Consider the following 26238-nt stretch of genomic DNA (forward strand, 5'->3'; position numbering starts at 1 on the left):
CCGTGCCAACCAGGGTTGGCACCCACCAGGACGGTCTTTAGGCCGGTTCGTCGGGAATCTGCAGGCTTTCCAGCCTGGCAATGCAGTCCTTCAACTGCAGCTTGCGCCGCTTCAGGCGCTTGGATTCCAGCTCGTCCTCGCCGTTGGCGGCCATGCGGGTGATCTGTTCATCCAGCAGGCGGTGCTCGGCGCGCAGGGCGGCGAGGCGTTCGACAATCTCGGCGGGGTCGTAGGTATCCACGGCTTCGAGGATACACAGCGATGATGACCGCCGGGAGAGGGGAATCCCGACCCCCGGCCGTGGCCGCTCCGAGCCGTTAGAATGGAACCCATGAGTGCCGTGATTTCCCTCCCTGATCCCCAGCCGCGCGCCGCCCGCGATCCGCGCGTGGCCGAGCGCGAGCAGCACAAGCTGGCCAAGCGCCTGCGCCGCCAGGTCGGCGAGGCGATTGCCGACTTCGGCATGATCGAGGCCGGCGACAAGGTGATGGTCTGCCTGTCCGGCGGCAAGGACAGCTACACCCTGCTGGACGTGCTGCTGCAGCTGCAGAAGAAGGCGCCGGTGCCGTTCGAGCTGGTGGCGGTGAACCTGGACCAGAAGCAGCCGGACTTCCCCGAGCACGTGCTGCCGGAATACCTGGCAGGCCTGGGCGTGCCGTACCACATCATCGAGCAGGACACCTATTCGGTGGTCAGCCGGGTCATCCCGGAAGGCAAGACCATGTGTTCGCTGTGCTCGCGCCTGCGTCGTGGTGCGCTGTACAACTACGCCGAGACCCACGGCTTCACCAAGATCGCGCTGGGCCACCACCGCGACGACATGGTGGCCACGTTCTTCATGAACCTGTTCCACCACGCCAAGCTGTCGGGCATGCCGCCGAAGCTGCGCAGCGATGACGGCAAGCACGTGGTGATCCGGCCGCTGGCCTACGTTCGCGAGAGCGACATCGTCGACTACGCGCAGGCACGCAAGTTCCCGATCATTCCCTGCAACCTGTGCGGCAGCCAGGAGAACCTGCAGCGCCGCCAGGTCGGCCTGATGCTGAAGCAGTGGGAGAAGGACCACCCGGGCCGCATCGAGCAGATCGCGCGCGCCATGGGCGAAGTCCGGCCCTCGCAGCTGGCCGACACCACCCTGTTCGACTTCATGGCGCTGGGCCGTCGCGACGACGCGCCGCTGCCCGACGCCCATGCCTGGCTGGCCGGTTCCCCGGCCGACGCCGACGCAGATCCCGAGACGCCCACCGTTTAAGGTCGGTCGCCCTTCCTCTTTGCCATCCGGAATTCCATGTTCTTTCGCAACCTGACGTTCTTCCGTTTCCCGACCACCACCGATTTTTCCGAAGTCGACACGCTGCTGCCGCACGCCCTGCTGAAGCCGGTCGGCGCACTGGAAATGAATTCGCGCGGCTTCATCTCGCCGTTCGGCCGCGAGGAGAAGGAACTGCTCTCCCACCGCATCGCCGAACACCTGTGGCTGACCGTGGGCGGCGAGGACAAGATCCTGCCGGCGGCGGTGGTCAACGACCTGCTCGAGCGCAAGCTGGAGGAGATCGAGGAGAAGGAAGGCCGCCGCCCGGGTGGCCGCGAACGCAAGCGGATGAAGGACGACCTGCTGCATGAACTGCTGCCGCGCGCCTTCGTGAAGTCCTCGCGCAACGACGCCTTCATCGACCTGCAGCACGGCTACGTCGCGGTGGATACCTCCAGCCGCAAGACCGGCGAGTACTTCATGTCCGACATCCGCGGCCTGCTCGGCAGCTTCCCGGCGATGCCGCTGAACGCCGAAGTCGCGCCGCGTTCGATCCTGACCGGCTGGATCGCCGGCGAGCCGCTGCCGACCGGGCTGAGCCTGGGCGAAGAGTGCGAGATGAAGGACCCGGTGGAAGGCGGCGCGGTGGTCAAGTGCCAGCACCAGGAACTGCGCTGCGATGAGATCGACAAGCACCTGGATGCCGGCAAGCAGGTGACCAAGCTGGCGCTGATCTTCGAGGACAACCTGTCCTTCGTCATCGGCGACGACCTGATCGTGCGCAAGCTGAAGTTCCTCGACGGTGCCCTGGACCAGCTGGAGCATGCCGACGAAGACGGCCGCCGCGCCGAGTTCGACGCCCGCTTCGCCCTGCAGAGCGCCGAGATCCGCCGTCTGTTCCTGTTGCTGGAAGAAGCCTTCAAGCTCAGCAAGGCTGACTGAACAGGCAGCCCGACGGCCGCCGGTCATCCGGCGGCCCGAAGCGGCGCTATGCTGGGCGCATGAGCCGTCTGCTGCGCCGCCTGATCAGCCCGACCCCGCCCGCCACCGTACAGCGCGACACCGTTCGCCTGCGCCTGGAGGATGCCGAGATCGAGGTACTGCGCGTGCGCGATCCGCGTGCGCGCCGCATCAAGCTGAGCGTGGACGAACGCGGCGCGCGCCTGACCCTGCCGCCGCGCGCAAGCCTGGTGATGGGCGAACGCTTCCTGGAACAGCACCGCGACTGGCTGGCACTGCAGCTGCGCCAGTACCAGGGCCAGCGCCTGCCGGCACCGCTGCAGCCGGGCGAAGACGGCGTGCTGCCCCTGCGCGGCGAACTGTTGCCGCTGCGCTGGCAGGAAGGCCGCTACGCGCGCCTGGAGATCGACGCGCATGGTGCCTGCGTGCAGTGGCCGACACGTGGTGGTGACGCCACCCTGCGTCGCCTGCTGCGCGAGTTCTACGAAGCACAGACCCGCGCCGACGTCGGCCGCTGGCTGCCGAAGTACCTGCCCACACTGCCGCGCGCACCCAGCCGCCTGCGATTGAAGGTGATGTCCTCGCAATGGGGCTCGCTCGCCCCCGATGGCAGCATGGCACTGGACCTGGCCCTCGTGCTCGGTCGTTCGGAAGCGTTCGAGTACGTGCTGGTGCACGAGCTCTGCCACCTGATCCAGCCCAACCACTCGCCCGCGTTCTGGCACGAAGTGGAACAACGCTTCCCCGCCTGGCGCGAACAGCGCGACTACTTCCAGCTGGAAGGCCGCCGACTGAAGGCGATGCTGCGGCAACTGCTGTAGCGCCAGCGCTACAGCAGTTGCCCACGTATTCTTCCTCTACCCCCGCCTTCGGCGCGCCCCTTCAACAGAAGGGGCTTTCCTCCAGAGAGTGGGCCGGTCAGTCGGGCAGGCTCGACGCTGCACAGGGTCTGCGCAGAGGATGAGCATTCCCCGCCCTGGCAACGCGCCATGAGCGCGCGCAGCGCGCGACCCGCTCCTGCTCTTCTTTTCTTTCTTCCGTGGTGGGCACAGCGGAATCTGTCCGTGGCCGGGCGGGGTGGGTTGCGCAGGGGCGTGAGCCGCATGGATGCGGCAACCGAGCTTACAGGGGTGAAGGCGCTTTGCTTGCGAAGCACTGCTTCGCAAGCGCCTGAACGCACAGCCGCCAGCGGCTGGGCCGGGCCCCGGAGGGGTACTTGCAGCGACCCTTGCGCAATCCACCCCGCCCGGCCAAGCACGGCTTTGCCTACGGATACCACCCACCACGAGGGGCTCAGCCGTTGGCCGAAATCCTCACCTCGCCCGCAACGCCGCCGCCGCCGCCCAGCGCGCCGCCACCCGCGGCGCCGTAATGCACACCGCCTGGTCGGTCACCGTCGTCACCGCGCGCTCCAGCAGCTGGATATCCGCCTCATGCTGGCGCGCTACGTGCGGATCCTCGAAGAAGATCGCGCGCTGGCAGCGCCCTTCCAGTACCCGGTCGGCAATCTGCGCATCGCCGCCCATCGGGCCGCTCTGGTAGCGCGTCACCCAGGGCGTATCGCTGGGCCAGCCACGGCTCCACGCCAGCTCGTTCAAGCGCTGGCCGGTGGTTCCGGTTGCCACCCGCTCACCGAACCGCGCCAGCACATCGAAGTGCTCATCGGCGAAGGCCAGCATCGCCGGCTTCATCGCGTCGTGCGCGATCAGCGCCAGCGTCTGTCCTTCGAACGCATGCAGGTCGTCGGCGCCAGCATCGGCAGCCAGTCCGGCATGGATGCGTTCCACCTCGATCCAGTCGCGCGCGGTGGCCACGGTGGAAATGAAAGGCTTGCCGTGGATCACGCACTGCCGCTTCAGCGCCGTGGCTTCCGGAAACACCGAGGATGGATCGACCGGATCGATCAGGTAGACCGCGCCATCCAGTGTCCGATCCGGCCCCATGCCAACCACCTCGGCCACCAGCTTCATCAAGCCACCCTCGCGACCATAGGGGTAGCGATGCAGGCCCGCGTATCCGGTCAGGAAGCCCTGACGCTGTATCGCGTCATGGGTGCGGCCGACCGCGTGCAGCGACACGCCCAGCTCGCGCAGGCCGGGTTCGCTGACGCGCAGCCAGCGGAACAGGGCGGCGCGCGCGTCGTGGTGATGGAGACGGTTGGCAGCCAGGCCGATGCGCATCGAATGCTCCGCAGATACGGGTGAAAGCGGCAGTGTATGTCGCCATTCACCTATCTTGGTGTTTTTACAACTTTCTTCATTGCGCTTCGTCCACGCGCCGCTAGCGTAAGAGGCAGCGGTACCGCTGCGCGGCCGTTCATTCCGCCCGCCAGAAGAGGATGCCCATCGTGAACGCCGCTGGCCTGCGTGCCGCCACCGCGGTCGTGGCCGGCCTGCTGTTGCCTGCCCTGGCCGCCGCTGCGGATTGCAGGACGCCGCTGCGCATTGCCTGGCCCGCCGACCGCGCGCCGTTGTCCTCCAGCGAGCAGGGCCAGCCGCGCGGGCTCAGCGCGCAGTACCTGAAGCTGCTGGGCGCGCAGCGACCACTGCAGATGCAGCCATTGCCAACCGCCGCCATCGCCGAGGGAACGGTGCCGCCCGACGTCCAGGCGCTGCTGGGCTGGTCGCGCTCGCAGTTGCCGACGGGGTGGGTGGCCAGTGCGCCCTACGTGCAGCTGCCACAGGTCATTGTGCGGCGCCGGGATGCATCGCCGGTGCTGGGCCTGGAGGCGTTGCGCGGAGGCACCGTGGCCAGTCCCGACCCGCTGTCGCTGGTCGGGGCGCTGACGGAACAGGCGTCTGGCGTGCAGCTGTTGCCCCCCGCCCCCATCGACGACGCCCTGTCACTGCTGGGCACGGGCCTGGTCGATGCCGTGGTCGCCAATCTTGGAGAGGTCGAGGCCGCGTTGCGCCACTATCAGGGCGAGCCGCTGGTAATCGCTGCGCCCGCCGGAATCGACGACGCGCCGGTGCTGGCCACCGTGCCCGCCTGCGCCGACGTCATCCCGGTGTTCGAGCGAGCCGTGTCGCAGCTGACCGCGAACGAACGCGAGGCGATCCGCACGGCCTGGCTGCCGAACCAGCCGCGACACCCGCCCTCTGCGTCCCCCCTGCGCTGGCTGGTGCCGGCCTCGCTGACCCTGCTGGCGCTCATGCTGGTGTACGCCTTCGGCTACTGGCGCGTGCATCGCGAGAGCGAGCGTCGCCGCGTGGCTGCGCAACGCCTGCAGGAGGTGACCTCGAACCTGCCAGCGGTGGTCTATCAGGTGCGTCGCTCTGCCACCGGCCACTACAGCTTTCCCCAGATCGCAGGCGACGTGCAGGCGTTGTTCGGAATCAGCGTGGAAACCGCCCTGATCGATCATCAGCGCCTGCTGGCAGCGGTTCATCCCGACGATCGCTCGCGGCTGATGGACACCGTCGACGCCGCTGCCCTGGCGCGGGGCCCGATCGATGTCACCTTCCGCACGCGCTCGCCACAAGGCTGGCGCTGGGTCCACTCGCATGGACGGCCGCTGTCCCTGGACAGCGGCGACGTCGAGTGGAGTGGCTACTGGATCGACGTAAGCGGAGTGCAGGCGCGCACCCATGCGCTGGCCGAGGCGCGCCGTGCGGCCGAGCAGGCAGCGCTGGCCAAGGCCCACTTCCTGGCGACCATGAGCCACGAGATCCGCACGCCGATGAGCACCCTGCTGGGCATGCTCGAGCGGTTGGAGGGCAGCGATCTGGATCATCGCCAGCAACAGGTGCTGGTGACCGTGGGTGATGCTGCCCAGATGCTGCGGCAGATCCTGGACGACGTGCTGCACAGCCAACGGCTGCAGGCACTGCCGCCGCAGCTGCGACCCACGAGCGTGGCGGCACTGGTGCGCGCGGTGCAGCAGTTGCTGATGCCGGTGGCGGCCAGCCGGGGCCTGCATCTGCGTATCCAACTTGATCCGGAATTGCAGGCCGGATCGCTGGCCGACGGCCTGCGCCTGCGCCAGATCCTGTTCAACCTTGCCGGCAACGCGCTCAAGTTCACCGAGCATGGCGGCGTGGATCTGCAGGTGCAGGTGCTGCAGCAGCACGATCGCGGCCAACGTCTTCGCCTGCAGGTCAGTGACAGCGGGGTGGGCATCAGCCCGGAACGGCAACAGGCGGTGTTCGCTGCCTACACCCAGGCCGAGGCATCGACAACGCGCCGTTTCGGCGGCAGCGGCCTGGGCCTGGCGATCTGCCGTGAACTGGCTGCATCGATGGAAGCAGAACTGTGCCTGCGCAGCGCGCCAGGCAAGGGCACCACCGTGTGGCTGGAACTGGATCTGGACGCCTGTGAGTTGCCTGCCGAGGCATTGCCGCTTCCGGCAGAGGCGGCGCGGCCACTGTCGTCGGCCCGGGTGCTGGTAGCTGAAGATCACCCCACCAACCTGCACCTGCTGGAGCAGCGCCTGCATGATCTGGGTCTGCAGGTGCACGCCTGCACCGATGGTCGCCAGGCCTTCGAGGCCTGGCAGGCGCGGGCGTTCGACCTGGTCATCACCGACTGCCACATGCCGCACATGGATGGCTTTGCCTTGGCACGGGCCATCCGCGCCGACGCCTGCGCGGTTCGCGCGCAGGTCCCGATCATCGCGCTCACGGCCAGCGCGCTGGGTCGCACCCGCGAGGCCTGCCGCGAAGCGGGCATCGATCATTTCCTGGCCAAGCCGGTGGCGGCGCAGGAACTGCGGGGCTTGCTGGCCGTGCTGCTGGCGCCGGAATCAATGCGCCAGTAGGCGGATGATGCTGGCGGCGGCGTCGCGGCCTTCGGCCACGGCGGTCACCACCAGGTCGGCGCCACGCACTGCGTCACCGCCGGCGAACAGGCGCGGGTGCGCGGTCTGGAATGGCAGGCGGTCCTTGCCGCCAGCCACGATGCGGCCGTTGGACCGGCCTTCCACGCCGTGCTCGGCCAGCCACGCCGGCACGGTTGGCGAGAAGCCGAAGGCGATGATCACCACGTCGGCCTCCAGCAGCGATTCGCTGCCTTCGATCGGCACCGCATTCTGGCGGCCATTGGCATCGGGCTCACCCAGCCGGGTTTCGACCACGGTCACGCCGATCACCTCATCGTCGGCGCCGGCTTCGATCGACAGCGGCTGGCGGTTGAACAGGAAGCGCACGCCTTCCTCGCGCGCATTGGCCACTTCGCGCGCGCTGCCGGGCATGTTGGCTTCGTCGCGGCGGTAGGCACAGGTGACCTTGGCCGCGCCCAGCCGCACCGCGCTGCGCACGCAGTCCATGCCGGTATCACCGCCGCCCAGCACCACCACGCGCTTGCCGTTGAGGTCGGGCAGGGCGATGCTGTCTTCCCAGCCGGCAATCGGCCGGCCCTTCGGATCATCGCCGCCGACGATGCGGCTGTTCTGCACCAGGAACGGCAGTGCCGGCAGCACGCCCTTCAGGTCCTGGCCGTCGAGGCCACCGTCGGTATAGCGGTAGGCGCCGGTACCGACGAACACCGCATCGTGGCTGTCCAGCAGCTGCTGCACGCTGAGGTCACGGCCGATCTCCACACCGAGGCGGAACTGCACGCCCATGCCCTCGAGCACTTCGCGGCGGCGGTGGATCACATCCTTGTCCAGCTTGAAGCTGGGAATGCCGAACTGCAGCAGGCCGCCGATCTGCTCATAGCGGTCGTAGACCACGGCGGCAATGCCGGCGCGCGCCAGACGGTCGGCACAGGCCAGCCCGGCCGGGCCGGCGCCGATCACAGCCACGCTGCGGCCGGTCGGCTGCACCGCGCCCAGGTCCGGGCGCCAGCCCGTGGCCAGCGCGGTATCAACGATGTACTTCTCGACCGCGCCGATGGTGACCGCACCGAACTCTTCCAGCGTGCAGCTGCCCTCGCACAGCCGGTCCTGCGGGCAGACCCGGCCGCACACTTCCGGCAGCGGGTTGGTGCTGTGGCACAGCGTGGCCGCTTCGTGGATGCGGTTTTCCTGCACCAGCTGCAGCCACTGTGGAATGGCGTTGTGCACCGGGCACTTCCAGCTGCAGTAGGGGTTGCCGCAGTCCAGGCAGCGACCGGCCTGGTACTGGGCATCTTCCTTACCGAACTTGCCGTACAACTCACCCCAGTCGCCGGACGTGCGCAGTTCCACCGGAATGCGCTGCGGCATGGTGCGGGGCAGGTCGAGGAACTGGAAGGCGTGCTTGCGGCTCATGGCGGGCTCTGTGGTGTTTTGCGGTCGCCGGCCAGCGGCCGGCACTACGTGGTCCTGGGTTGCCGGCAGCGGCCGGCACTACCGTTACGCGGCGCGTCGCAGGGTTTCGGTCAGCGACTCGATGCTGGCGGCCTTCGGTTTGACCAGCCAGAACTTGCCGATGTAATCGCGGAACTCGTCCAGGATCTGCTGCGCCCAGATGCTGCCGGTCAGCTCGCGGTGGCGGCCGATCAGGCGGTGCAGGTGCTGGCGGTAGTTCTCGAAGCCCTCGGCGGAGACGCGATGGATGTCGATCAGCTCGTGGTTGTAGCGGTCGACGAAATCGCGGTCGACGTCCAGCACGTAGGCCAGGCCACCGGTGAAGCCGGCACCGAAGTTCAGGCCGACCTTGCCCAGTACCAGCACCACGCCATCGGTCATGTACTCGCAGCAGTGGTCACCGGCACCTTCCACCACCGCCAGCGCGCCGGAATTGCGTACCGCGAAACGCTCGCCGGCGCGGCCAGCGGCGAACAGCTCGCCACCGGTGGCGCCGTACAGGCAGGTGTTGCCGATGATCGCGGTGCTGCGCGCTTCAAAGCGCGCGCCACGCGGCGGGCGCACCACCAGGCGGCCGCCGGCCATGCCCTTGCCGACGTAGTCGTTGGCTTCACCGTCCACTTCCAGGTGCAGGCCACCGACATTGAAGGCACCAAAGCTCTGCCCGGCGCTGCCACGGAAGCGCAGTTCCAGCGGTGCCTCGGCCATGCCCTGGTTGCCGTGCGCGCGCGCCACCGCACCGGCCAGGCGCGTGCCGATGCTGCGGTCGGTGTTGTGGATCAGGAAGCGATGCTCGCCACCGCGCTTGTGTTCGATGGCCGGCGCCAGCAGGCCATCCATCTGCGTGGCCAGGCCGTCCGGCGATTCGTACAGGCGCTGGGCGGCGCAGTGGCTGCCTTCGTAGCGGGCATCGGCCAGCAGGCGCGACAGGTCCACGCGCACGCCGTCACGCGGCGCGGCCTCGATCTGCCGCAGCAGGTCGGTACGGCCGACGATCTCTTCCAGCGAACGTGCACCCAGGTACGCCAGCCAGCCGCGCACTTCCTCGGCCAGCAGGCGGAAGAAGTTCTCCACGCGTTCGGGCTGGCCTGTGAAGTGGTTCTCGCGCAGGCGCTCGTCCTGGGTGGCCACGCCGGTGGCGCAGTTGTTGAGGTGGCAGATACGCAGGTACTTGCAGCCCAGCACGATCATCGGCGCGGTGCCGAAGCCGAAGCTGTCCGCGCCGAGCAGCGCGGCCTTGACCACGTCCAGGCCGGTCTTCAGGCCACCATCGGTCTGCAGCAGGGTGCGCCCGCGCAGGTCGTTGGCCAGCAGCGCCTGGTGCGCTTCGGCCACGCCCAGTTCCCACGGCACGCCGGCGTAGCGGATCGAGCTGACCGGCGAAGCACCGGTCCCGCCGTCGTGGCCGGAGATGGTGATCAGGTCGGCACCGGCCTTGACCACGCCGGCGGCGATCGTACCCACGCCGGCATGGCTGACCAGCTTCACCGACACCAGCGCGGTCGGGTTGACCTGCTTGAGGTCGTAGATCAGCTGCGCCAGGTCTTCGATCGAATAGATGTCGTGGTGCGGCGGCGGCGAGATCAGGCCGATCCCAGGCCGGGCATAGCGCAGGCGCGCGATCAGTTCGTTCACCTTGTGGCCCGGCAGCTGGCCGCCCTCGCCGGGCTTGGCGCCCTGCGCGACCTTGATCTGCAGCACTTCGGCGTTGACCAGGTACTCAGCGGTGACGCCGAAGCGGCCCGAGGCGACCTGCTTGATCTTGCTGCGCTTTGCGGTGCCATAGCGGGCGGGATCCTCACCGCCTTCGCCGGAATTGCTGCGGCCGCCGAGGCGGTTCATGGCAATGGCCAATGCTTCATGTGCTTCCGGCGACAGTGCGCCCAGGCTGATCGCCGCGGTATCGAAGCGCGGGAACAGGGTACTGGCCGGAGCCACCTCGTCCAGCGGTACCGGCGTGGCCGCCGGCACCAGTTCCAGCAGGTCGCGCAACGCCGACGGCGGCCGTGCATGCACGGCATCGCAGTACTGCTGCCAGGCACGCGGGTCACCGCTGCGCGCCGCGCGCTGCAGGGTGGTGACCACGTCCGGGTTGTACATGTGGTACTCGCCGCCGTGCACGTACTTCAGCAGGCCGCCTAAGTCCACGTCCTGCTGCGCGTCCCAGGCCTGCGCGCACAGCTCGCGTGCGTCGGCATCCAGGCGCGCGAAGCCAGCGCCACCGATGCGCGAGGCCGTATCCGGGAAGCACAGGTCCACCACTTCCGGTTCCAGGCCGATGATCTCGAACAGCTGCGCGCCGCGGTAGCTGGCCACGGTGCAGATGCCCATCTTCGAGATGATCTTCGACAGGCCCTTGTAGACGCCCTTGCGGTAGCGGCGGCCGATCTGCGACTGCTCACCGCCCTTGCTGAGCTTGAGGATGCCGCGACGGCCGAGGTCGAACAGGGTCTGATAGGCCAGGTACGGGTACACCGCGGTGGCACCGAAGCCGAGCAGGCAGGCCATGTGGTGCGGGTCGCGCGCGGTGCCGGTCTCGACGATGAGATTCACGTCGCAGCGCAGGCCCAGCCGCGACAGGTGGTGGTGGATGGCGCTGGTGGCCAGCAGCGCGTGCACCATCGGCCGCCCGGCCACCGGGTAGCGGTCGGACAGCAGCAGCATCACCATGCCATCGCGCGCGGCCTGTTCGGCCTCGCTGCAGATGCGCTCGATGCCGGCGCGCAGGCCCTCGTCCTCGCTGTAGGACAGGTCGAGCAGGCGGTTGGCCTGCACGTACTGCTCCATCTTCAGCAGCTGGCGCAGCTTGCGCTGGCTCAGCACCGGCGAGTTGAGGATGACGTGGTTCACCGTCTCCGGGCCGGCATGGAAGATGTTGGTCTCCTTGCCGAGCTGGGTGGACAGGGACATCGCGCAGTCTTCGCGCAGCGGATCGATCGGCGGGTTGGTGACCTGCGCGAAGGCCTGGCGGAAATAGTCGTACAGCGGGCGGCTGCGCTGGCTCAGCACCGCCATCGGCGTGTCATCGCCCATCGAGCCAGTGGCTTCCTGCTCGGTCTCGGCCAGCGGCCGCAGCACCTGCTCCACTTCCTCGCTGCTGAGCTGGTAGAGCTTGTGGTAGCTGCGCAGGGTGGCTTCGTCGAACGGCTCTTCCACCAGCGACGGGTCGATCAGTTCGGTCTGCAGGTAGGTCACGCCCTGCTGCAGCCACTGCTTGTACGGCGCGCGGCCACGGTTGATGCGGTCCACCGCGTCGGAGTCGAGCAGGTCGCCGCGCTTGAGGTCGATGGCGACCATCTCGCCGGGGCCGAGCTTGCCCTTGCGCACCACGCGCTCGGTTGGCACTTCCCAGACGCCGGCCTCGGAGGCGACCAGGAAGTGGCGGTCGGCGGTCAGCATCCAGCGCGCCGGGCGCAGGCCGTTGCGGTCCAGCGTACACACCGCATAGCGGCTGTCGCAGGCAACGATGCCGGCCGGGCCATCCCAAGGCTCGCTGTTCAGGCCGTGGAACTCGTAGAACGCGGCCAGGTCCGGGTCCTTGAACTCCAGCGACTGGGTGGCCGGCGGCACCAGGATGCGCAGCGCCTGGATCAGCTCCATGCCACCGGCGACCATCAGCTCCAGCATGTTGTCCAGGCTCTGCGAATCCGAACCGTGCATGGAGATCACCGGGTCGAATTCACCAATATCGAAGCGCGGCGTCTTCCACACCTTGCTGCGCGCCTGCGCCCAGCGACGATTGCCCTCGATGGTGTTGATCTCGCCGTTGTGGGCGAGCATGCGGAACGGGTGGGCGAGCGGCCAGCGCGGCAGCGTGTTGGTCGAGAAGCGCTGGTGGAACACGATCGCGCTGGAGGCCAGCTCGCGGCGCTGCAGGTCCGGGAAGAAGCGGCTGAGCTTGTCCGGCAGCACCATGCCCTTGTAGCTGATCGCATCCGGGGTGAGGGTGGCGACGTAGAAGTCGGCGTGTTCGCGCAGCTGCTGTTCGCTGCGGCGACGGGCCAGGAACAGCGCCAGTGCGAAGCCGGCATCATCCTGGCCAACCCCGGCATCGACGAACACCTGCTCGATGCGCGGCAGCGTGTCGCGCGCCAGTTGGCCGCAGACGCTGTCGTCGGTCGGTACCTCGCGCCAGCCAGCGACCTTGCAGCCCACCGCTTCCACCTGCGCCTGCAGCTGCGCGCGGCAGGCCTGCGCAGCGTCGGCGTCATGCGGCAGGAATACGAGGCCGGCGGCGAAGCGTGCGGCGACGGCAATGCCGGCCTCACTCGCCAGCAGTTTCAGGAACGCATCGGGGCGGCGCAGCAGCAGGCCGCAGCCATCACCGGTCAGGCCATCGGCGGCGACACCGCCACGGTGGGTCATGCGCGAAAGCGCGGCGATGGCGGTATCAACCAACAGGCGCGATGGTTGATCGTCGAGCTGGGCGACCATGCCAAATCCACAGGCATCGCGCTCGGAGCGCGGGTCGTAAAGCCCTTGGCGGTTGCGGGGGGCCATCTCTACCTCGATGCGTATAGGGTTGGCGGCGACACTCGTCCCCGCTCATTCCCTGGAGCGCATCGTGAGGCCACCGGATGCCTCGACTAGATCACAGGTTGCTGCAACGCCGCAATACACGGTTGCAGGTGCAACGGAACGCGCCGGCAACCCAGTACCGGCGCGGGGCGGGACTCAGCCGCAACGCACGCCGCTGACGGCGCCCTTGTCGTCCACTTCGATGTTCAGGCGGTCGCCGAGGAACTCCATCGTGGCCACATCATTGGGCTTGAGCACGCGCACCTGGCTGGCACCTGCATCTTCCTGTGCCTGCTTGCCGAGGGCATCGGTGTAGGCCTGGCCGACCAGGCTCTGTACCTGGCTGGCATCGCAGGTGCCGACCGGCGGAGCCTCGGTGGCCTTGCCGGCGTCGTCGGCCGGCGCCTTGGCTGCTTCGGCGGCCTGCTGGGCGTGGGCGGTGGCCGAATCCTGTTCATCCAGCGCCGGTGCCTGGCAGGCGGTCAGGGCCAGCACGGCCGGCAGCAACAGGGCGGAGAGCGAACGGGCGCGAATCGGGAACGACATCATGACTCCGGAAGGGGTTGTGAAGACCCGAGCATAGCGGCGAACCGGCCCTCACGTGTTTGTCTTGTGTTATCGACAGGATCGCGGCATGGCGACGGCGACACTGGCGGCATGCCAACTCCCTCCACCCCCGAACGACAGGCAGCGCGCGCGGCCGGCCTGCGCTATGTCGACGACACCCAGCCGGGCATCAGCCGGCGCCGCGCCGGCAAGGGCTTCAGCTACCGCGATGCTGATGGCCACGCGATACGCGACGCCACCACCCTGCAACGCATCCGCGCACTGGCGATCCCACCGGCCTACACCGCGGTGTGGATCTGCGCCCACGCCAATGGCCACCTGCAGGCCACCGGTCGTGATGCGCGCGGTCGCAAGCAGTACCGTTACCACCCCGATTGGGCCAGGGAGCGCGATGCCGGCAAGTTCGACCGCATCATCGCCTTTGGCGAGGCGTTGCCTACGCTGCGGCGGCGGCTGTCGCGGGATCTCAAGCGCCCCGGTTTCCCGAAGGAGAAGGTGCTGGCCATGGTGGTCGCACTGTTGGCGGACACGCTGGTGCGGGTCGGCAATGAGACCTATGCGCAGCAGAACCGTTCGTTCGGACTGACCACACTGCGAAACCGGCATCTGGAGCTGCTGCGCGGTGGCCGCGTGCGCATGCGCTTCCGCGGCAAGTCCGGGCAGCTGCAGGAGGTCACCGTGGGCGACCGCAGGCTGGGGCTGCTGGTGCGGCGCCTGCAGCAGCTGCCGGGGCAGGCCCTGTTCCAGTACCGCGATGACGACGGTGCGCTGCAGCCGGTCGACTCCGGCGCGGTGAACGACTACCTGCGCGAGGTGATGGGCGAGGACTTCACTGCCAAGGATTTCCGCACCTGGGGCGGGACGGTTGCGGCGGTGCAGGCGTTTGCCGCCACCGAACTGCCGGCCAGCCAGCGCGCACTGGCGCAGGCGCAGCGCGCGGTGGTGTGCGAAGTGGCGTCGCTGTTGGGCAATACCCCGGCGGTGTGCCGCAAGGCCTATATCGACCCCTGCGTGTTCGCCGGCTGGGAGCGCGGCGAACTGGCCACGCTGGCCGGCCTGCGTGGGCCGCGCCAGTGGGAACAGGCGACCCTGCGCGTGCTGCGCAGGGCGCGCCGGCTCAGCCGCAGTAGATCGCGGTGATGTTGTTGGTACGGCCCTTTTCGATGGTCAGGCGGTCGCCGCCTTCGCTGGCCGGCGGCACCCGCGGGCCGTCGTGGCGCAGTACCCGTACGTGCAGGCTGTCGCTGTCCACCCGTGCGCGTGCGACGGTGGCGTCCGACGCGGCCAGGCCAAGTGCGCCGCGTACCCTGTCGCTGTGGCACTGGCCGGAAATCACACCGTCGATCGGCTGTACCTGGGCGACCGGTGTGCTGCTGCAGGCGGCGAGGGCAAAGCAGACGGCGGCGGTGGCGATGGCGTGTTTCATGGAGGCGTTCCTTGTGTGATTGCGTGCAGGGTGCGACGGCGCACGTGGTGGCGGAATGAATGCCGTGCACATCATGGACACGGCGCGCTCACTGCCGCCAACAGCAGGGGTGGAGACACTGCAGGAGCGGCGGATGCCGCCCCCGGTACTGCGGCGCATGCGCCCGGTAGTGCCGGCCGCTGGCCGGCAATCCCATTCCCCCCCGAGGAGACCTGCATGGCCACCACCAGGAAAACCCCCGCCCGCCGCAAAGCCTCACCCAAGGTGCGCAAAGGCAGCACTGCGACCAGGACCATCGCCGACCCCGATCGCCCGCGCGTGGTGAAGACTGCAACCCGCAAGGCCGCCGCCAGCGATCCCCGCGCCGCCCGCGTTGCGGCACGGCAGCGGCGCCTGCAGGACCAGGAGAAGGCCAAGGACGCCCGCGCGGCCAAGAAGGCAACCAAGAAGGCAACAAAGAAGACCGCGACCCAGGCCGGAGCACGACGCCAGCCGGAGGCGATGCCGGCGCAGCAGCTGGCCAAGCCCGGGCACGAACACGAACTGGAGCTGGCGCCGCGTTTCCTTGCACCCGACTACACCGGCAGCGGCAAACTGCAGGGCATGCGTGCGATCGTCACTGGTGGCGATTCCGGCATCGGCCGCGCGGTGGCGGTGCTGTTCTCACGCGAAGGTGCCGACGTGGCCGTGCTGCACCTGGACGAGGCCGAGGACGCGGACATCACCCGCCAGCACGTGGAGCGCGAAGGCGGTCGCTGCGTGGTGATCGCCGGTGACGTGCGCGATCCGCGCTTCTGCGACAAAGCGGTGAAGCAGGTGGCCAAGGCGTTCGGCGGCATCGATATCCTGGTCAACAACGCCGCGTTCCAGCTGCACTGCGAGCGGCTGGAAGACCTGGAAGACGCGCACCTGCAGGAGACCCTGCAGACCAACATCGGCGGGTACATCCAGATGGCGCGCGCGGTGCTGCCGCATCTGGGCGAGGGCGCCAGCATCATCAACACCGGTTCGGAAACGGGGATCTTCGGCAGCAGGGCGCTGATCGATTACTCGGCGACCAAGGGCGCGATCCACGCGTTCACCAAATCGCTGGCCAGCCAGCTGCTGCCGCGCGGCATCCGGGTCAACTGCGTGGCGCCGGGGCCGGTATGGACGCCGCTGAACCCGGCCGACAAGCCGGCGCGGGACGTGGCGGAATTTGGCAAGGACAGCGACATGGGCCGGCCTGCACAGCCCGAGGAACTGTCGCCGGCCTACGTGTTCCTGGCCTCGCCGGCCTGTGCCAGTTACATCAGCGGGGTGATCCTGCCGGTGATGGGTGGGCCACGCGGGTGAACAGCACTACGGCGTGGCGTCTGCTGAACGGGGCTTCGCGCAGGTGTGTGGCGTGTGTCAACGGCTGCGCCGGTGCGGTGGGGTAGGCTGGACTCCCATACCGATCACGTTCAGGGAAAGATCATGCCGGAGATGGATATCAGCGCAGCGGCCGATGAAGTCGTCGCCCTGTTGCGGCAGAACGATGCCCGTGGCGCGGCCGCCCGCCTGGAGGCCCTGCACAACGGCCAGCGTGCGGTGGTGCAGGAATCGCTGGATCGCTACATCGCGGCGCGGGGCGCCACCGAGCTTGAGGCGCTGCGACGGAGCGGTGGCGTATCCGCCACCGACGCGGCCATGGTCAAGCCGATGCTGGATCGCCTGAGCGACGCGACGCGCCCACCGCGCATGCCCGACGCCGCGGAGACTGCGTGCCTGAGCCAGGCCCAGCAGTACGACGTGTATGGCAGTATCGTGGCCCAGCGCGGCAACGCCGCAGCGAACGATGCGATGGCCACGCAGGATCGCGTGGTGCTGGGGCTGCGCGACGAGAACCGCACCACCGAGGCGCGAGGACGTGGTGTCTACGACGACCGCATCGTGGTGCTGTGGAAGGATGCGCAGGGCCACGGTCATGTGCGCGAGTTCAACCAGGCCACGACAGAACCGACCGCCCAGTACGACGGACACGCCAAGACCACGCCACGCAGCCCTGGCTTCGGCAACGTGGCGCCGCGTACCAAGACCGAGGGCGAGGACGTCAACGGCGACCGGGTCAAGGATCTTGGACGGTTGGGCGAAGGCACCACCGAGATGCGCGCGACCACGCATCCGCGCAACGGCCATCCCGATGAGTTCGCGTTGCGCCCTTCGCAGGCGGCGATCACCGCCGGCGCTGGACGGGTGGAGCGCGACAGCAATGGCGATGGCTGGTTCGATGCGCGCGATACCCAGGGCGTGCAGCACCTCAACGACACCTTCAAGATCCATCGTGGCAGCCGGTCCAATACCGATTCGGCGGGCTGCCAGACCATCGGCGGCGGTGAGTACGACGACTTCGTGGCGACGGTACGCGGCACCCCCGGGCAGAACCGCTGGCAGTATGTGCTGACCTCGGTTGCGCCGGGCCAGGCGCGCGGGCTGGGACAGGACACGCCGCTCGCGGCCAATGACGATCCCCGGCAGCCGCAGCATCGCGACCATGCCCTGCAGCAGCAGATCAGCACGCACCTGCAGGCCTTGGGCGGGCGCTACGCCGAGCATGCCGATGACTACAGTCTGGTCTTGCTGCGCGAAGCGAAGGCCGCAGGCATCACCCGGGTCGACCAGATCGTGGCCAGCAATCCCAGTGGCGGCCGCGCTGCGGGTGAGACACTGTTCCTGGTGCAGGGCAATCCGGGCGATCCGGCGGCCGTGCGCGCAGGCGTCAACGCAGCCGAGGTGCGCGAGACTGCGGTGGAAACCAGCCTGCGCCAGCTGCAGCAGCAAGCGCGCGAACAGGGTGCACCCGTGCCCGCGCCGGCACAGCAGCACGAAGCACCCGCGATGGGAGGACGTTGAAGGATGGTCCGTCTACCCTTGATGTCCGGTTTGCCGTGGGTGTTGCTGCTGGCGTGCAGCGCATGCGCACCCGCCGGGGAGCACACCGTGCCGGTCGCACCTGCTGCGAAGCCTGAGGCGAAACCGGAGACCTTGCCTGCGCAGGCAGGACCCACTGAACGCGGATTGCCTGCATTGCCGGAAGCTTCCGGCAGCGCCCATTCCGGCGGCCGCTACGCTGCGCTGCCCGAACCGGCCAGGCGGGTGCTGGCGCAGTTGAAGTGCAACGTGGAGAGTGCCGGCAATGCGCAGGTGCTTTCCATTCCCGCGCAGGGTGGCCAGCAGGATTTCATGGTCACCGATCGCAGCGGACCGCGTTTCCGCTACTGGATGCGCTCGTTCTCCAGCAATGGCGGTACCACCGGGTATCTCGTGCAGCTGCAGGACTGCCCAGCAACCACCACGGGCATGCGCGCCTACATCGCACAGGGAGCCGCACCGCTGCAGGATGTCACCGCGTCGTTGCTGGCGCAGGCCGAGCTGCCTGATACGGCGACGATGACGGCTTACCAGGACAGGGGCGCGGGCGATCTGTTCGCCTTCATCGGGCAGCTGGACAAGGTGCCGGTGGTGCGCTGGGTGGCCGAAGCCGACCCCGAGCAGCCATTGGCCGACGATGCGCGCAGCTTCGACCATGGCAATGCCATCCACGGCGGTTTCCTGCGCTGGAACCAGGATCACTTCGAAGTGGCCAGGACCGTGCCGGCCGGGCTATGGCCCTGCGATGACAGCCCGTTACTGCCGTGCAGGGGCGACCCGTTCGTGACTGGGCGTTGAGGCATCGCGCGCATAGAAATCGGCAATGCGTGGAATGAACTGCTGCGGATTGGCACCGACAAGATTGGTCAGCACCACCACCGCCACGCCGCGCTCGGGATAGACCACGAACGCCGAGCGCGCACCGCCGATACCGGCCACCTGAAGGTCGGGCGATGCGCGCAGTACCGGCCAGCCCCCCGCCCACGGGCCGGCACGGCCATCCGCCAGGCGCTCCGCGCTCCACATCCGCCGCAGGGCGGTCTCCGGCAGCAGGCGGCCTTCGGTCAGCGCGACCAGCCAGCGCGCGGTGTCGTCGGCGGTGGTGAGGATGCCGCCACCGGCCCACAGCGAAGGCGGTATGTCGTAGAACCAGTGCGACAGGCGGGACGGTGCATCCGCAGCGTCGGTGGCACGCGGGGCCAGGCTGTACATCGTCGCCGCATCGGGAATCAGGTCGTAGCTGTCGCCGAAGGTGGTGCGGGCCATGCGCGCGCTGCTGAACTGGCCGGTGGCGAGGAAACGTTCGTAGGGCATGCCGGATTGCTTCGCGATGATTCGTGCCAGCAGTACGTAGTTGGTCTGGTTGTAGGCGAAGCGCTGCCCGGGTTCGGCTTCGAGCGGCTGCGCAGTGACGGCCGCCCACGCCTGCGCTTCTGAGCCACCGCCCAGCAGTCCCTTCGCATCAAGGATGTCGGGAAGGCCGGAGGTATGCGCCAGCAGCTGGTGTATGCGTACGTCTCTCCACGCTGGCGGAAGGTCATCCAGGTAGCGCGAGGCCGGTGCGTCCAGATCCAGCTGCCCCTGCTGGGCCAGCTGCGCGGTGGCCACGCCGGTGAACGCCTTGGTGGCCGAATTGAGCGGGAAACGGGTGTCGCGCGAGGCAAGCACACCGTTCTCCACGTTGGCCAGCCCGTAGGCCTCGGACAACACCGTCTGCCCGTCCTTGACCACCGCGATCTGCAATCCCGGGATGCGCTGCTCCAGCATGATCTGGCGGATCAGGCGGCGGGTCTGGTCGTTGGCCTGGTCCTGGCTGGCAGAGACAGCGGCGAAGGGCAGTGCACTGATGAGCATGAGCAGGACTCGGAGCATTGGGCGGGACATGCGGAATTCCAGCGGGGCGTTGCGGATCGGATGCAGCGGGCGGGTCAAAGGTTTAAGCGCTCGGTGGTGCCTACCGTTCGTCGGCCCATGACTTCCGGGGGGTTGACTACAGCTGTCGTCAAGCTGACAGTGACGACACGTGTAGTCAAGGGAGTGGTGTCATGCGTGGCAAGACCATCGGGGATCAGGAACTGGCCCTGCTGCAGTACATCGATGAACATGCGCCGGCCACGGTCGGCGAGGTCGCCAGTGGCTACGGCGAGGCCCGCGGCCTGGCCCGTTCCACCGTGCTGACGATGATGGAGCGGCTGCGGGCGAAGGGGTATCTTCAGCGCCGGCAGCAGGACGGCGTCTACCGCTACCAGGCCACCCGTGGCCCGCAGAGCGTGCTGCAGGGTGCCGTGGCCCAGTTCGTCGACAACACCCTGCAGGGCTCGGTGTCGCCGTTCGTGGCCTACCTGTCGCAGCGCCAGCAGGTCAGCGACAACGAACTGGCCGAGCTGGAAGCGCTGGTCGCCCAACTCCAATCGCGTCGCCACGAGGGCTGAGCCATGGACACCACGATGCTGATTCCGATGCTGGAACGGTTGGGCTGGACCAGCCTGCAGACCGTGCTGCTGGTGGCGCTGGTGTACGGCCTGTGCCGCGCGCTGCCGTCGCTGTCGGCGGCGACCCGCTGCCGCCTGTGGTGGCTGGTCTCGCTGCAGGCCGTGCTCGGCCTGTTCTGGAGCCAGCCGTTGCAGTTGGCCTGGCTGCCGGCGCCGCAGGCGGTGGCGATGACCGCGACCGACGTGGCCGCTGACATCGTCTACCCGCTGGCCCCGGAGGCCTCGGCGCAGCTGCTGGCCGCGATGCCGCTGCCCGCGGCCGAAGTACCGGCAGTTGCGTGGTGGGCGGTCGCACTGGCCGCGCTGTGGCTGTCCGGCGTGCTGATGATGGCGCTGCGCACCTTCGGTGAGTGGCGCCGCTGCCGCGCACTGCTGGCTGCGGCGTATCCCTGCGAGGACGAGGCGCTGGTGCAGGCCCTGCAGCTGGCCTCCGATGCCCACGGCGTGCGCCGTGCGCCGCGACTGTGGATGAGCATGCAGGTGGACGCACCGCAGCTGGTCGGGCCGTTCCGCCCGGTGCTGCTGCTGCCGGCCGGCGACAACGTCCTGCAGGGCGATGCGCTGGACCTGGCACTGACCCACGAACTGCAGCACCTGCAGCGCCGTGACCTGCAATGGGGCCTGCTGCCCGCGCTGGCCCAGCACCTGTTCTTCTTCCACCCGCTGCTGCGCCTGTCGGTGCGCGAATACGCGCAGGCCCGCGAGGAAGCCGTGGATGCGGCGGTGGTCGGCCAACATGGCGCCAGCCGCCAGGCCTATGGCCGCCTGTTGCTGCAGCTGGGCGTGGCCCCGCAGCCGCATCTGGGCGTGGCCAGCGCCGCACCGAGCACCACCAGCCTCAAGCGTCGCCTGCTTTCGCTGCAGTCGCACCGGTCCTGCCCGCGTCTGCTGGCGGTGGCGCTGACCGCTGTGGTGGTGGTGGTGGGCGTGGCGCCGATGCGGCTGGTCGCAGCGCCGGTGCCGCCGGCCCCGCCCGCACCTCCGGCCGCCCCGACGGCCGTGGTGCCGCCCCCGCCGAAGGCTCCGGAAGCCCCGCCCGCACCAGCCTCGGCCGCGCGCGTTCCGGCCGAGCCGGTGGCTCCCGCACCGCCCGCAGAACCGGCCGATATGGAAGAACCCTCCGGTCCCGACGATGCCGATGTGGCCGATGTGGCCGATGTCGACGATGCCGCTGGCATGGATGAGGACCATGACGGCACGACCACCACCTCCTCCATCACGACCTACGGTCGCCTCGATCTGGGCAAGTCGCCCCGGGAGGCCTTCGTGCTGGTCGATGGTGATTCGACCTTCGCCAACGGCGGCATGGACGACGTGATGGTGGCCCGCAGGCAGCTCGGCAAGGGCCCGGCGCTGTGGTTCCGCCAGGGCGACAAGCGCTATGTGGTGCGCGACCCGATGTTGATCCAGTCGCTGCAGCGCGCCTATGCCGGTGCGGCGGACCTTGGTCGCCAGCAGAGCGAACTGGGCCGCCAGCAGAGTGCGCTGGGCCGCCAGCAGGGCGACCTGGGCAAGCAGATGGGTGAGATGGGGCGTCTGCAGGGTGAAGAGGCGCGCCGCTTGGCACTGGCCGCAGCGGAGGCCGCGCGCAGTGCGATGGCCGCGCATGACATCAACCGCGAAGCGGCGGCCGAAGCGGCGAAGGCGGCGCGGGGCGCGACCAACGACGCGGCGGTTGCACGTGAGGCCGCACGTGAGGCTGCCGCCGAGGCGCGTCGTGCGATGCAGGAAGTGGACAACGAAACCGCGCGTGCCAGCCGCACCCGCGCCATGCAGCGCCTGGCCAGCCAGCAGTCTGAACTGGCCAGCCGCCAAACGACGCTGGGCAGCCAACAGGCCGCGTTGGGCGAGCGCCAGGCACGCGTGCATGCGCAGGCATCGCAGCAGGCGCAGCAGGTGATCGCGCGCGCACTGGCCAGTGGCAAGGCCGAGCGACTCTGATCGGTAGTGCCGGCCGCTGGCCGGCAATGGGGGGGGCCGGCCAGCGCCGGCACTACCCTGGGAACATCAACCGCAGCTGGCGCGCTCGATGCGGTTCTGCGCATCCACCTGCACGGTCACGCGGTCCTGGCGGAAGTCCATGGTCACCGCCATGCCCGGCTTGACCACCCGTGCATTGCGCGCACCGCTGTCAGCCACCAGTTTCTTGATCGTGGCTTCGTCGGCGGTCCTGCCGGTGAAGGCGTCCAGCGCCTCCGGTTTGCATTCGTGCGCGGCATCGGCCACGGGCGCTGGCGCGGGATCGTGGGAGGTGCTGCTGCCAGCGTGACTGCAGGCGGCCAAGGGCAGGATGGCGAGCAGGACCAGGGGATTGAGGCGCATCGTCGGGCTCCAGGCGTGGATGGTGGCGGCAGTGTCACCGCTGCCACCGTCAGGCCGCGTCAAGGCCTATTGACCGACCAGCGCCAGCGTCTCGCGCTCGCGCTGCTCCTCGTGCACCAGCCGTTGCAGCAGCAGGGCCAGGGTCACCACGTCCTGATGGTTGTGGTCGGCTACCCGGCGCAGGTTCACCGCGTCGCCGCCGCGCAGGAAGCGCAGCCATGCGCCCGGCGCTTCCGAGCCGGGCAGGTCGTCCTCGCGCACCACGCGCAGCAGCTGGCGCTCGATGGTGGACAGCCTGCAGTTCTCCCAGGTGCCGCGATAGCGGCGACGGGTGGGGTAGAGCAGGTCCACATGGTCCAGCGCGGTGATCGGATCGCGTTGGCGCGCCAGCCGGTAGCGCGCCTTCAGCAGCGGCGCATCGTAGCTGCGGCCGTTGTAGCTGCAGAACACGGTGGAGGGCTGCAGCCAACTGGCGAAGGTGGCCAGCATCGCGTCCTCGGCGGCCATGGTCGACATCAACAATTGGCGGATGCGCAGGCCTTCGCCACGTTGCGGGCACACGTGCCAGTCGGCCGCGCCGATCATGAAGGCACGCGTGCCGGTGCCACCGGCCAGGCCGGTGGTCTCGGTATCAAAGAACAGCAGGTCGCGCGCAGCTACGTGCTGGTCCTCGCGCTTGGCGAAGGCCAATGACAGCGGGGCAGTCGGGATTGGTTGCGGCTGCAGCGATTCGATCAGGAACAGGCCCGGCGCGATCTCCTCGCCGGGCAGCTGACGATCCTGCGCACTGGCGCGCGCCGGCGCGGCTCCACCGCGCGAACGCAGGCCGAGCAGGCGATGCAGACCGCCCACTTCCGGCCGACGCAGCGGTGCGGGTGCCGGTGTGGAGACCGCAGCGCCGGTCGGCTTGTGGCGGATCTCCTGTTCGACCCAGGCGAACACCGAACGTTCGGCCGGTGGTTGCCGCGCATCGTTCGCAGCCACGGGTGCCGGTGGCGCAGGGGGCACGTCCGGCGCGGCCGGTGTGCTCGCCTTCGGGTCGCCGGCCTGCCGGCGCAGCAGGCGCAGCTTGTCCAGGCTCAGGCTCACGGTGCCAGCAGCTCCATCGGGTCGCGCGTGGTCACCACCACGTCGGGCACGTGCTGGCAGGCGTCGGCATCGAACAGGTCGAGCACGCGCAGCGCCAGCGCGCGCGGCGAAGTCTCATCGTCTTCCTGCGCGGCCAGCACCGGGCCCACGCAGGCCGGGCAGCCGGCCCTGCAGTCGCAGCGCTGCACCAGTTCGCGCGCGCGCTGCACCAGTTCGGCCTGGCGCTGCCACAGCGGTTCGCTGAGGCCGACGCCGCCGGGGAAGTTGTCGTACAGGTAAACGGTGGGCACGAACTCCTGCAGCAGCTCCACCCCACCGGGATCGCCCTCGCTGCCGCGCAGCTGGCCGCGGCCGCTCTGGTCGGCGATCGCGAACCAGGAACCATCGCCGTTGCCCACCGACTTCTGCAGGTCGCGCGCATCGGCCATCACCGCCACGGTGGCGACGATGTGCAGTGCATACGCGGCGCCGAGGAAGCCATCCAGCGCATCCTGCTTGCTGGCGAACGCGCGCAGCAGCAGCGCCTGCGGCAGCTGCCACCACACCGCAGTGGTGTGCAGTTCCTGGTCGGGCAGGTTCACCGGCCCGTAGCCGATGTTCTCGTGGGTGTAATAGCGGATCTTCTTGTAGCCGGCCACGCGGCGCACCACGTGCACTTCGCCATGATGCGAATCGCCACGGCCGGCCACGCCGCCATCGAAACGGTCCAGCACCTTGAGCTTGGTGAAGTCGATGCTGTCGGTGTAGTAGTCCACGTGGGTGCGGGTGACGTAGGCCTTGCGCCCCTCCCAGTCCAGCGTCTCCACCTGGTACGGCGTGGACTGCACCATGTGGATGGCGCCCTCGTACAGGGTGAGCGCGGCGGCGGAATAATCGACCTCGGCGATGATCTGCTGGCGGCCATCGCTGCGATCGACCACCACGAAGTTGCCGTCGGCCACCGCACGCAGGCTGACCGCGTTGGCCGGATAGCTGTCGGCGATCCATTCCCAGCGCTCGCCTTCGCGGTGGATCACTTCTGTCTCTGCCAGCGCTTCCAGGAACACCTCCGGATCGATCGGGCCGAAGCCATCGCCGACCCGGAACGGCAGCTCGAAGGCCGCGCAGCGGATATGGTCGAACAGGATCAGCGGCTGGTCCGGCGCGATGCGCGCGTGCTCGGGCGAGGCCTCGGCGAAGAAGTCCGGGTGGCGAACCACATACTGGTCCAGCGGCTGCGAGCTGGCCACCATCACTCCCAGTGCGGGTTGCTGGCGGCGGCCGGCGCGGCCGAAGCGCTGCCAGGTGGCCGCCACGCTGCCGGGGTAGCCGTTGAGGATGACCACGTCCAGGCTGCCGATATCCACGCCCAGTTCCAGTGCCGACGTGCTGACGATGCCGTCGATGTTGCCGGCACGCATCGCGCGCTCGGTCTCGCGCCGCTCGGTGGGCAGGTAGCCACCGCGGTAGGCGCGGATGCGCGGCGGTTTGCGCGGGTCGTGGTCGAAGATGTCCTTCAGGTACTTGGTCAGCACTTCCACCATCAAACGTGTCTGCGCGAACACCAGGGTCTTCAGCCCGGACTTGATCGCGATGCGCGCGATGCGGTTGCTCTGTGAGCGCGCCGAGGCGCGCAGGCCCAGGTCCGGATTGATCACCGGCGGGTTCCACAACAGCACCTGTTTCGGCCCGCTGGGCGCACCGGATTCAGTGATGGCAGTCACCGGGGCCTCGATCAGCGCCTCGGCATGCGCCTGTGGGTTGCCGATGGTGGCCGAGCACAGGATGAACTGCGGTTGCACGCCGTAGAACGCGCAGATGCGCTTGAGCCGGCGCAGCACGTTGGTGACGTGGCTGCCGAACACGCCGCGGTAGGTGTGTACCTCGTCGATGACGATGTAGCGCAGGTTCTCGAAGAACTGCGCCCACTTGGTGTGATGCGGCAGGATGGCCTGGTGCAGCATGTCCGGGTTGGACACCACGATGTCGCCATGCAGGCGGATGGCCTGTCGTGCATCGCCGGGCGTGTCGCCATCGAAGGTGAAGGCCTTTACGCCCAGATCGCCGGCGCGGTTGAGTTCCAGCAGCTCGGCCACCTGGTCCTGGGCCAGTGCCTTGGTCGGGAACAGGTACAGCGCCTTGGCCTTGTCCTGCATTGCCGCGCTGACCACCGGCAGGGTGTAGCACAGCGACTTGCCGCTGGCGGTGGGGGTGACGATGGCCACGTGCTCGCCGCGCTGGCTGGCCTCCCAGGCTTCGGCCTGGTGGCTGTAGAGCTGTTCGATGCCACGCGCCTTCAGCGCAGCGGCCAGGGCAGGCGGAACTGAATCGGGAATGGGCGCATAGCGGCCTTCGCGGCCGGGAATGGCAAAGCTGCCGGTGATGCGGTCCTGGTAGCGGCGCTGCAGGCGCGCGCTGAGCAGGGCGCCGTCGCGGGCGGGCAGGCCGTCGCGCGTGGCGAGCTTCTGCTCGGCATCGGCGGTGCGCTTGGCGAGTTCGTAGGCCATGGAAGATG

At 68.8% G+C, this 26238-nt stretch carries 20 protein-coding genes; 10 read left to right on the forward strand and 10 right to left on the reverse strand.

Translation table 11 applies throughout. The features are described from left to right. Positions 1 to 37: 37 nt before the first annotated feature. Positions 38 to 241 carry a YdcH family protein gene (locus AC5P9L_RS13960; protein ID WP_005411823.1) on the reverse strand — a complete coding sequence of 68 codons (204 nt, stop codon included), beginning with the start codon at positions 239 to 241 and terminating at the stop codon, positions 38 to 40. A gap of 90 nt (positions 242 to 331) precedes the next feature. Between AC5P9L_RS13960 and ttcA the strand changes: the two genes are divergently transcribed. The 3 genes from ttcA to AC5P9L_RS13975 are packed head-to-tail and all read left to right on the forward strand — an operon-like array spanning position 332 to position 3033. After that, positions 332 to 1252 (forward strand): tRNA 2-thiocytidine(32) synthetase TtcA, encoded by a 921-nt coding sequence (ttcA, locus tag AC5P9L_RS13965; RefSeq protein ID WP_176394321.1) that lies wholly within the window; start codon positions 332 to 334, stop codon positions 1250 to 1252. A gap of 36 nt (positions 1253 to 1288) precedes the next feature. After that, positions 1289 to 2194, forward strand: coding sequence for a recombination-associated protein RdgC (locus tag AC5P9L_RS13970; protein ID WP_005411825.1), 906 nt, complete (start codon positions 1289 to 1291; stop codon positions 2192 to 2194). A 59-nt stretch (positions 2195 to 2253) separates the two neighbouring features. Beyond that, the gene (locus AC5P9L_RS13975; RefSeq protein WP_111174130.1) at positions 2254 to 3033 is read left to right on the forward strand and encodes a M48 family metallopeptidase; all 780 of its coding nucleotides are present in this window, start codon (positions 2254 to 2256) and stop codon (positions 3031 to 3033) included. Positions 3034 to 3525: 492 nt separating this feature from the next. Here the strand turns inward: AC5P9L_RS13975 and AC5P9L_RS13980 are convergent, their stop codons facing one another. After that, positions 3526 to 4392 (reverse strand): methylglyoxal synthase, encoded by an 867-nt coding sequence (locus tag AC5P9L_RS13980; protein ID WP_049449746.1) that lies wholly within the window; start codon positions 4390 to 4392, stop codon positions 3526 to 3528. 167 nt (positions 4393 to 4559) lie between these two features. Between AC5P9L_RS13980 and AC5P9L_RS13985 the strand changes: the two genes are divergently transcribed. Further along, positions 4560 to 6968 carry an ATP-binding protein gene (locus AC5P9L_RS13985; RefSeq protein WP_044571112.1) on the forward strand — a complete coding sequence of 803 codons (2409 nt, stop codon included), beginning with the start codon at positions 4560 to 4562 and terminating at the stop codon, positions 6966 to 6968. Here AC5P9L_RS13985 and AC5P9L_RS13990 read toward each other — a convergent pair. The 3 genes from AC5P9L_RS13990 to AC5P9L_RS14000 form a co-directional block, all read right to left on the reverse strand. Further along, positions 6954 to 8399: an FAD-dependent oxidoreductase gene (locus tag AC5P9L_RS13990; protein ID WP_012478696.1), complete on the reverse strand. Its 1446-nt coding sequence runs from the start codon at positions 8397 to 8399 to the stop codon at positions 6954 to 6956. The two genes, AC5P9L_RS13985 and AC5P9L_RS13990, sit on opposite strands and share 15 nt — an antisense overlap. 84 nt (positions 8400 to 8483) lie before the next feature. Further along, entirely contained in the window at positions 8484 to 12938 is a 4455-nt protein-coding gene (gene gltB / locus AC5P9L_RS13995; protein ID WP_227415917.1) for a glutamate synthase large subunit, read from the reverse strand. A gap of 174 nt (positions 12939 to 13112) precedes the next feature. Beyond that, positions 13113 to 13502 carry an I78 family peptidase inhibitor gene (locus AC5P9L_RS14000; protein ID WP_005407509.1) on the reverse strand — a complete coding sequence of 130 codons (390 nt, stop codon included), beginning with the start codon at positions 13500 to 13502 and terminating at the stop codon, positions 13113 to 13115. Positions 13503 to 13613: 111 nt separating this feature from the next. Here AC5P9L_RS14000 and AC5P9L_RS14005 point away from each other — a divergent pair, with 111 nt between their 5' ends. Then, positions 13614 to 14663 (forward strand): DNA topoisomerase IB, encoded by a 1050-nt coding sequence (locus tag AC5P9L_RS14005; RefSeq protein ID WP_227415918.1) that lies wholly within the window; start codon positions 13614 to 13616, stop codon positions 14661 to 14663. Here the strand turns inward: AC5P9L_RS14005 and AC5P9L_RS14010 are convergent. Further along, a complete protein-coding gene (locus AC5P9L_RS14010; protein ID WP_005407511.1) occupies positions 14641 to 14949 on the reverse strand; it encodes a putative periplasmic lipoprotein in 309 nt (102 codons plus the stop codon). The genes AC5P9L_RS14005 and AC5P9L_RS14010 overlap by 23 nt on opposite strands. Positions 14950 to 15165: 216 nt before the next feature. On the opposite strand from AC5P9L_RS14010, the gene AC5P9L_RS14015 reads away from it, so the two are divergent. The 3 genes from AC5P9L_RS14015 (at position 15166) to AC5P9L_RS14025 (ending at position 18639) form a co-directional block, all read left to right on the forward strand. Continuing rightward, positions 15166 to 16284: an SDR family oxidoreductase gene (locus tag AC5P9L_RS14015; RefSeq protein ID WP_227415919.1), complete on the forward strand. Its 1119-nt coding sequence runs from the start codon at positions 15166 to 15168 to the stop codon at positions 16282 to 16284. A gap of 123 nt (positions 16285 to 16407) precedes the next feature. After that, a complete protein-coding gene (locus AC5P9L_RS14020; RefSeq protein ID WP_227415920.1) occupies positions 16408 to 17823 on the forward strand; it encodes an XVIPCD domain-containing protein in 1416 nt (471 codons plus the stop codon). A 174-nt stretch (positions 17824 to 17997) separates the two neighbouring features. After that, positions 17998 to 18639 carry a hypothetical protein gene (locus AC5P9L_RS14025; protein WP_024958664.1) on the forward strand — a complete coding sequence of 214 codons (642 nt, stop codon included), beginning with the start codon at positions 17998 to 18000 and terminating at the stop codon, positions 18637 to 18639. On the opposite strand, the gene AC5P9L_RS14030 is transcribed toward AC5P9L_RS14025, so the two are convergent. Beyond that, a complete protein-coding gene (locus AC5P9L_RS14030; RefSeq protein ID WP_049395484.1) occupies positions 18598 to 19695 on the reverse strand; it encodes a serine hydrolase domain-containing protein in 1098 nt (365 codons plus the stop codon). The two genes, AC5P9L_RS14025 and AC5P9L_RS14030, sit on opposite strands and share 42 nt — an antisense overlap. Before the next feature lie 191 nt (positions 19696 to 19886). Here AC5P9L_RS14030 and AC5P9L_RS14035 point away from each other — a divergent pair, with 191 nt between their 5' ends. Together AC5P9L_RS14035 and AC5P9L_RS14040 are read left to right on the forward strand one after the other, a co-directional pair. Further along, positions 19887 to 20273: a BlaI/MecI/CopY family transcriptional regulator gene (locus tag AC5P9L_RS14035; protein ID WP_005407516.1), complete on the forward strand. Its 387-nt coding sequence runs from the start codon at positions 19887 to 19889 to the stop codon at positions 20271 to 20273. A 3-nt stretch (positions 20274 to 20276) separates the two neighbouring features. Then, complete coding sequence (locus tag AC5P9L_RS14040) at positions 20277 to 22274, forward strand: M56 family metallopeptidase (RefSeq protein ID WP_012478703.1); 1998 nt, start codon at positions 20277 to 20279, stop codon at positions 22272 to 22274. Between the two features lie 66 nt (positions 22275 to 22340). Here the strand turns inward: AC5P9L_RS14040 and AC5P9L_RS14045 are convergent, their stop codons facing one another. The 3 genes from AC5P9L_RS14045 to AC5P9L_RS14055 form a co-directional block, all read right to left on the reverse strand. Then, positions 22341 to 22655, reverse strand: coding sequence for an I78 family peptidase inhibitor (locus tag AC5P9L_RS14045; protein WP_012478704.1), 315 nt, complete (start codon positions 22653 to 22655; stop codon positions 22341 to 22343). A 66-nt stretch (positions 22656 to 22721) separates the two neighbouring features. Beyond that, positions 22722 to 23744 carry a ribonuclease H-like domain-containing protein gene (locus tag AC5P9L_RS14050; protein ID WP_024956324.1) on the reverse strand — a complete coding sequence of 341 codons (1023 nt, stop codon included), beginning with the start codon at positions 23742 to 23744 and terminating at the stop codon, positions 22722 to 22724. Then, positions 23741 to 26230, reverse strand: coding sequence for a DEAD/DEAH box helicase (locus tag AC5P9L_RS14055; RefSeq protein ID WP_049395469.1), 2490 nt, complete (start codon positions 26228 to 26230; stop codon positions 23741 to 23743). The genes AC5P9L_RS14050 and AC5P9L_RS14055 overlap by 4 nt, the downstream gene beginning before the upstream one ends. Positions 26231 to 26238 lie beyond the last annotated feature (8 nt).

The organism is Stenotrophomonas sp. YJH_SMC_64 (assembly GCF_059371375.1).

Excerpts from the sequence above, each read along its gene's own strand:
- AC5P9L_RS14045 (WP_012478704.1), bottom strand. The coding sequence starts at position 22,655 with ATGCGCCTCAATCCCCTGGTCCTGCTCGCCATCCTGCCCTTGGCCGCC.
- AC5P9L_RS14005 (WP_227415918.1), top strand. The coding sequence starts at position 13,614 with ATGCCAACTCCCTCCACCCCCGAACGACAGGCAGCGCGCGCGGCCGGC.
- AC5P9L_RS14030 (WP_049395484.1), bottom strand. The coding sequence starts at position 19,695 with ATGCTCATCAGTGCACTGCCCTTCGCCGCTGTCTCTGCCAGCCAGGAC.
- AC5P9L_RS14015 (WP_227415919.1), top strand. The coding sequence starts at position 15,166 with ATGGCCACCACCAGGAAAACCCCCGCCCGCCGCAAAGCCTCACCCAAG.
- AC5P9L_RS14035 (WP_005407516.1), top strand. The coding sequence starts at position 19,887 with ATGCGTGGCAAGACCATCGGGGATCAGGAACTGGCCCTGCTGCAGTAC.
- ttcA (WP_176394321.1), top strand. The coding sequence starts at position 332 with ATGAGTGCCGTGATTTCCCTCCCTGATCCCCAGCCGCGCGCCGCCCGC.
- AC5P9L_RS14010 (WP_005407511.1), bottom strand. The coding sequence starts at position 14,949 with ATGAAACACGCCATCGCCACCGCCGCCGTCTGCTTTGCCCTCGCCGCC.
- AC5P9L_RS14000 (WP_005407509.1), bottom strand. The coding sequence starts at position 13,502 with ATGTCGTTCCCGATTCGCGCCCGTTCGCTCTCCGCCCTGTTGCTGCCG.
- AC5P9L_RS13975 (WP_111174130.1), top strand. The coding sequence starts at position 2,254 with ATGAGCCGTCTGCTGCGCCGCCTGATCAGCCCGACCCCGCCCGCCACC.
- AC5P9L_RS14020 (WP_227415920.1), top strand. The coding sequence starts at position 16,408 with ATGCCGGAGATGGATATCAGCGCAGCGGCCGATGAAGTCGTCGCCCTG.
- AC5P9L_RS13980 (WP_049449746.1), bottom strand. The coding sequence starts at position 4,392 with ATGCGCATCGGCCTGGCTGCCAACCGTCTCCATCACCACGACGCGCGC.
- AC5P9L_RS13990 (WP_012478696.1), bottom strand. The coding sequence starts at position 8,399 with ATGAGCCGCAAGCACGCCTTCCAGTTCCTCGACCTGCCCCGCACCATG.
- gltB (WP_227415917.1), bottom strand. The coding sequence starts at position 12,938 with ATGGCCCCCCGCAACCGCCAAGGGCTTTACGACCCGCGCTCCGAGCGC.
- AC5P9L_RS14040 (WP_012478703.1), top strand. The coding sequence starts at position 20,277 with ATGGACACCACGATGCTGATTCCGATGCTGGAACGGTTGGGCTGGACC.
- AC5P9L_RS14055 (WP_049395469.1), bottom strand. The coding sequence starts at position 26,230 with ATGGCCTACGAACTCGCCAAGCGCACCGCCGATGCCGAGCAGAAGCTC.
- AC5P9L_RS13970 (WP_005411825.1), top strand. The coding sequence starts at position 1,289 with ATGTTCTTTCGCAACCTGACGTTCTTCCGTTTCCCGACCACCACCGAT.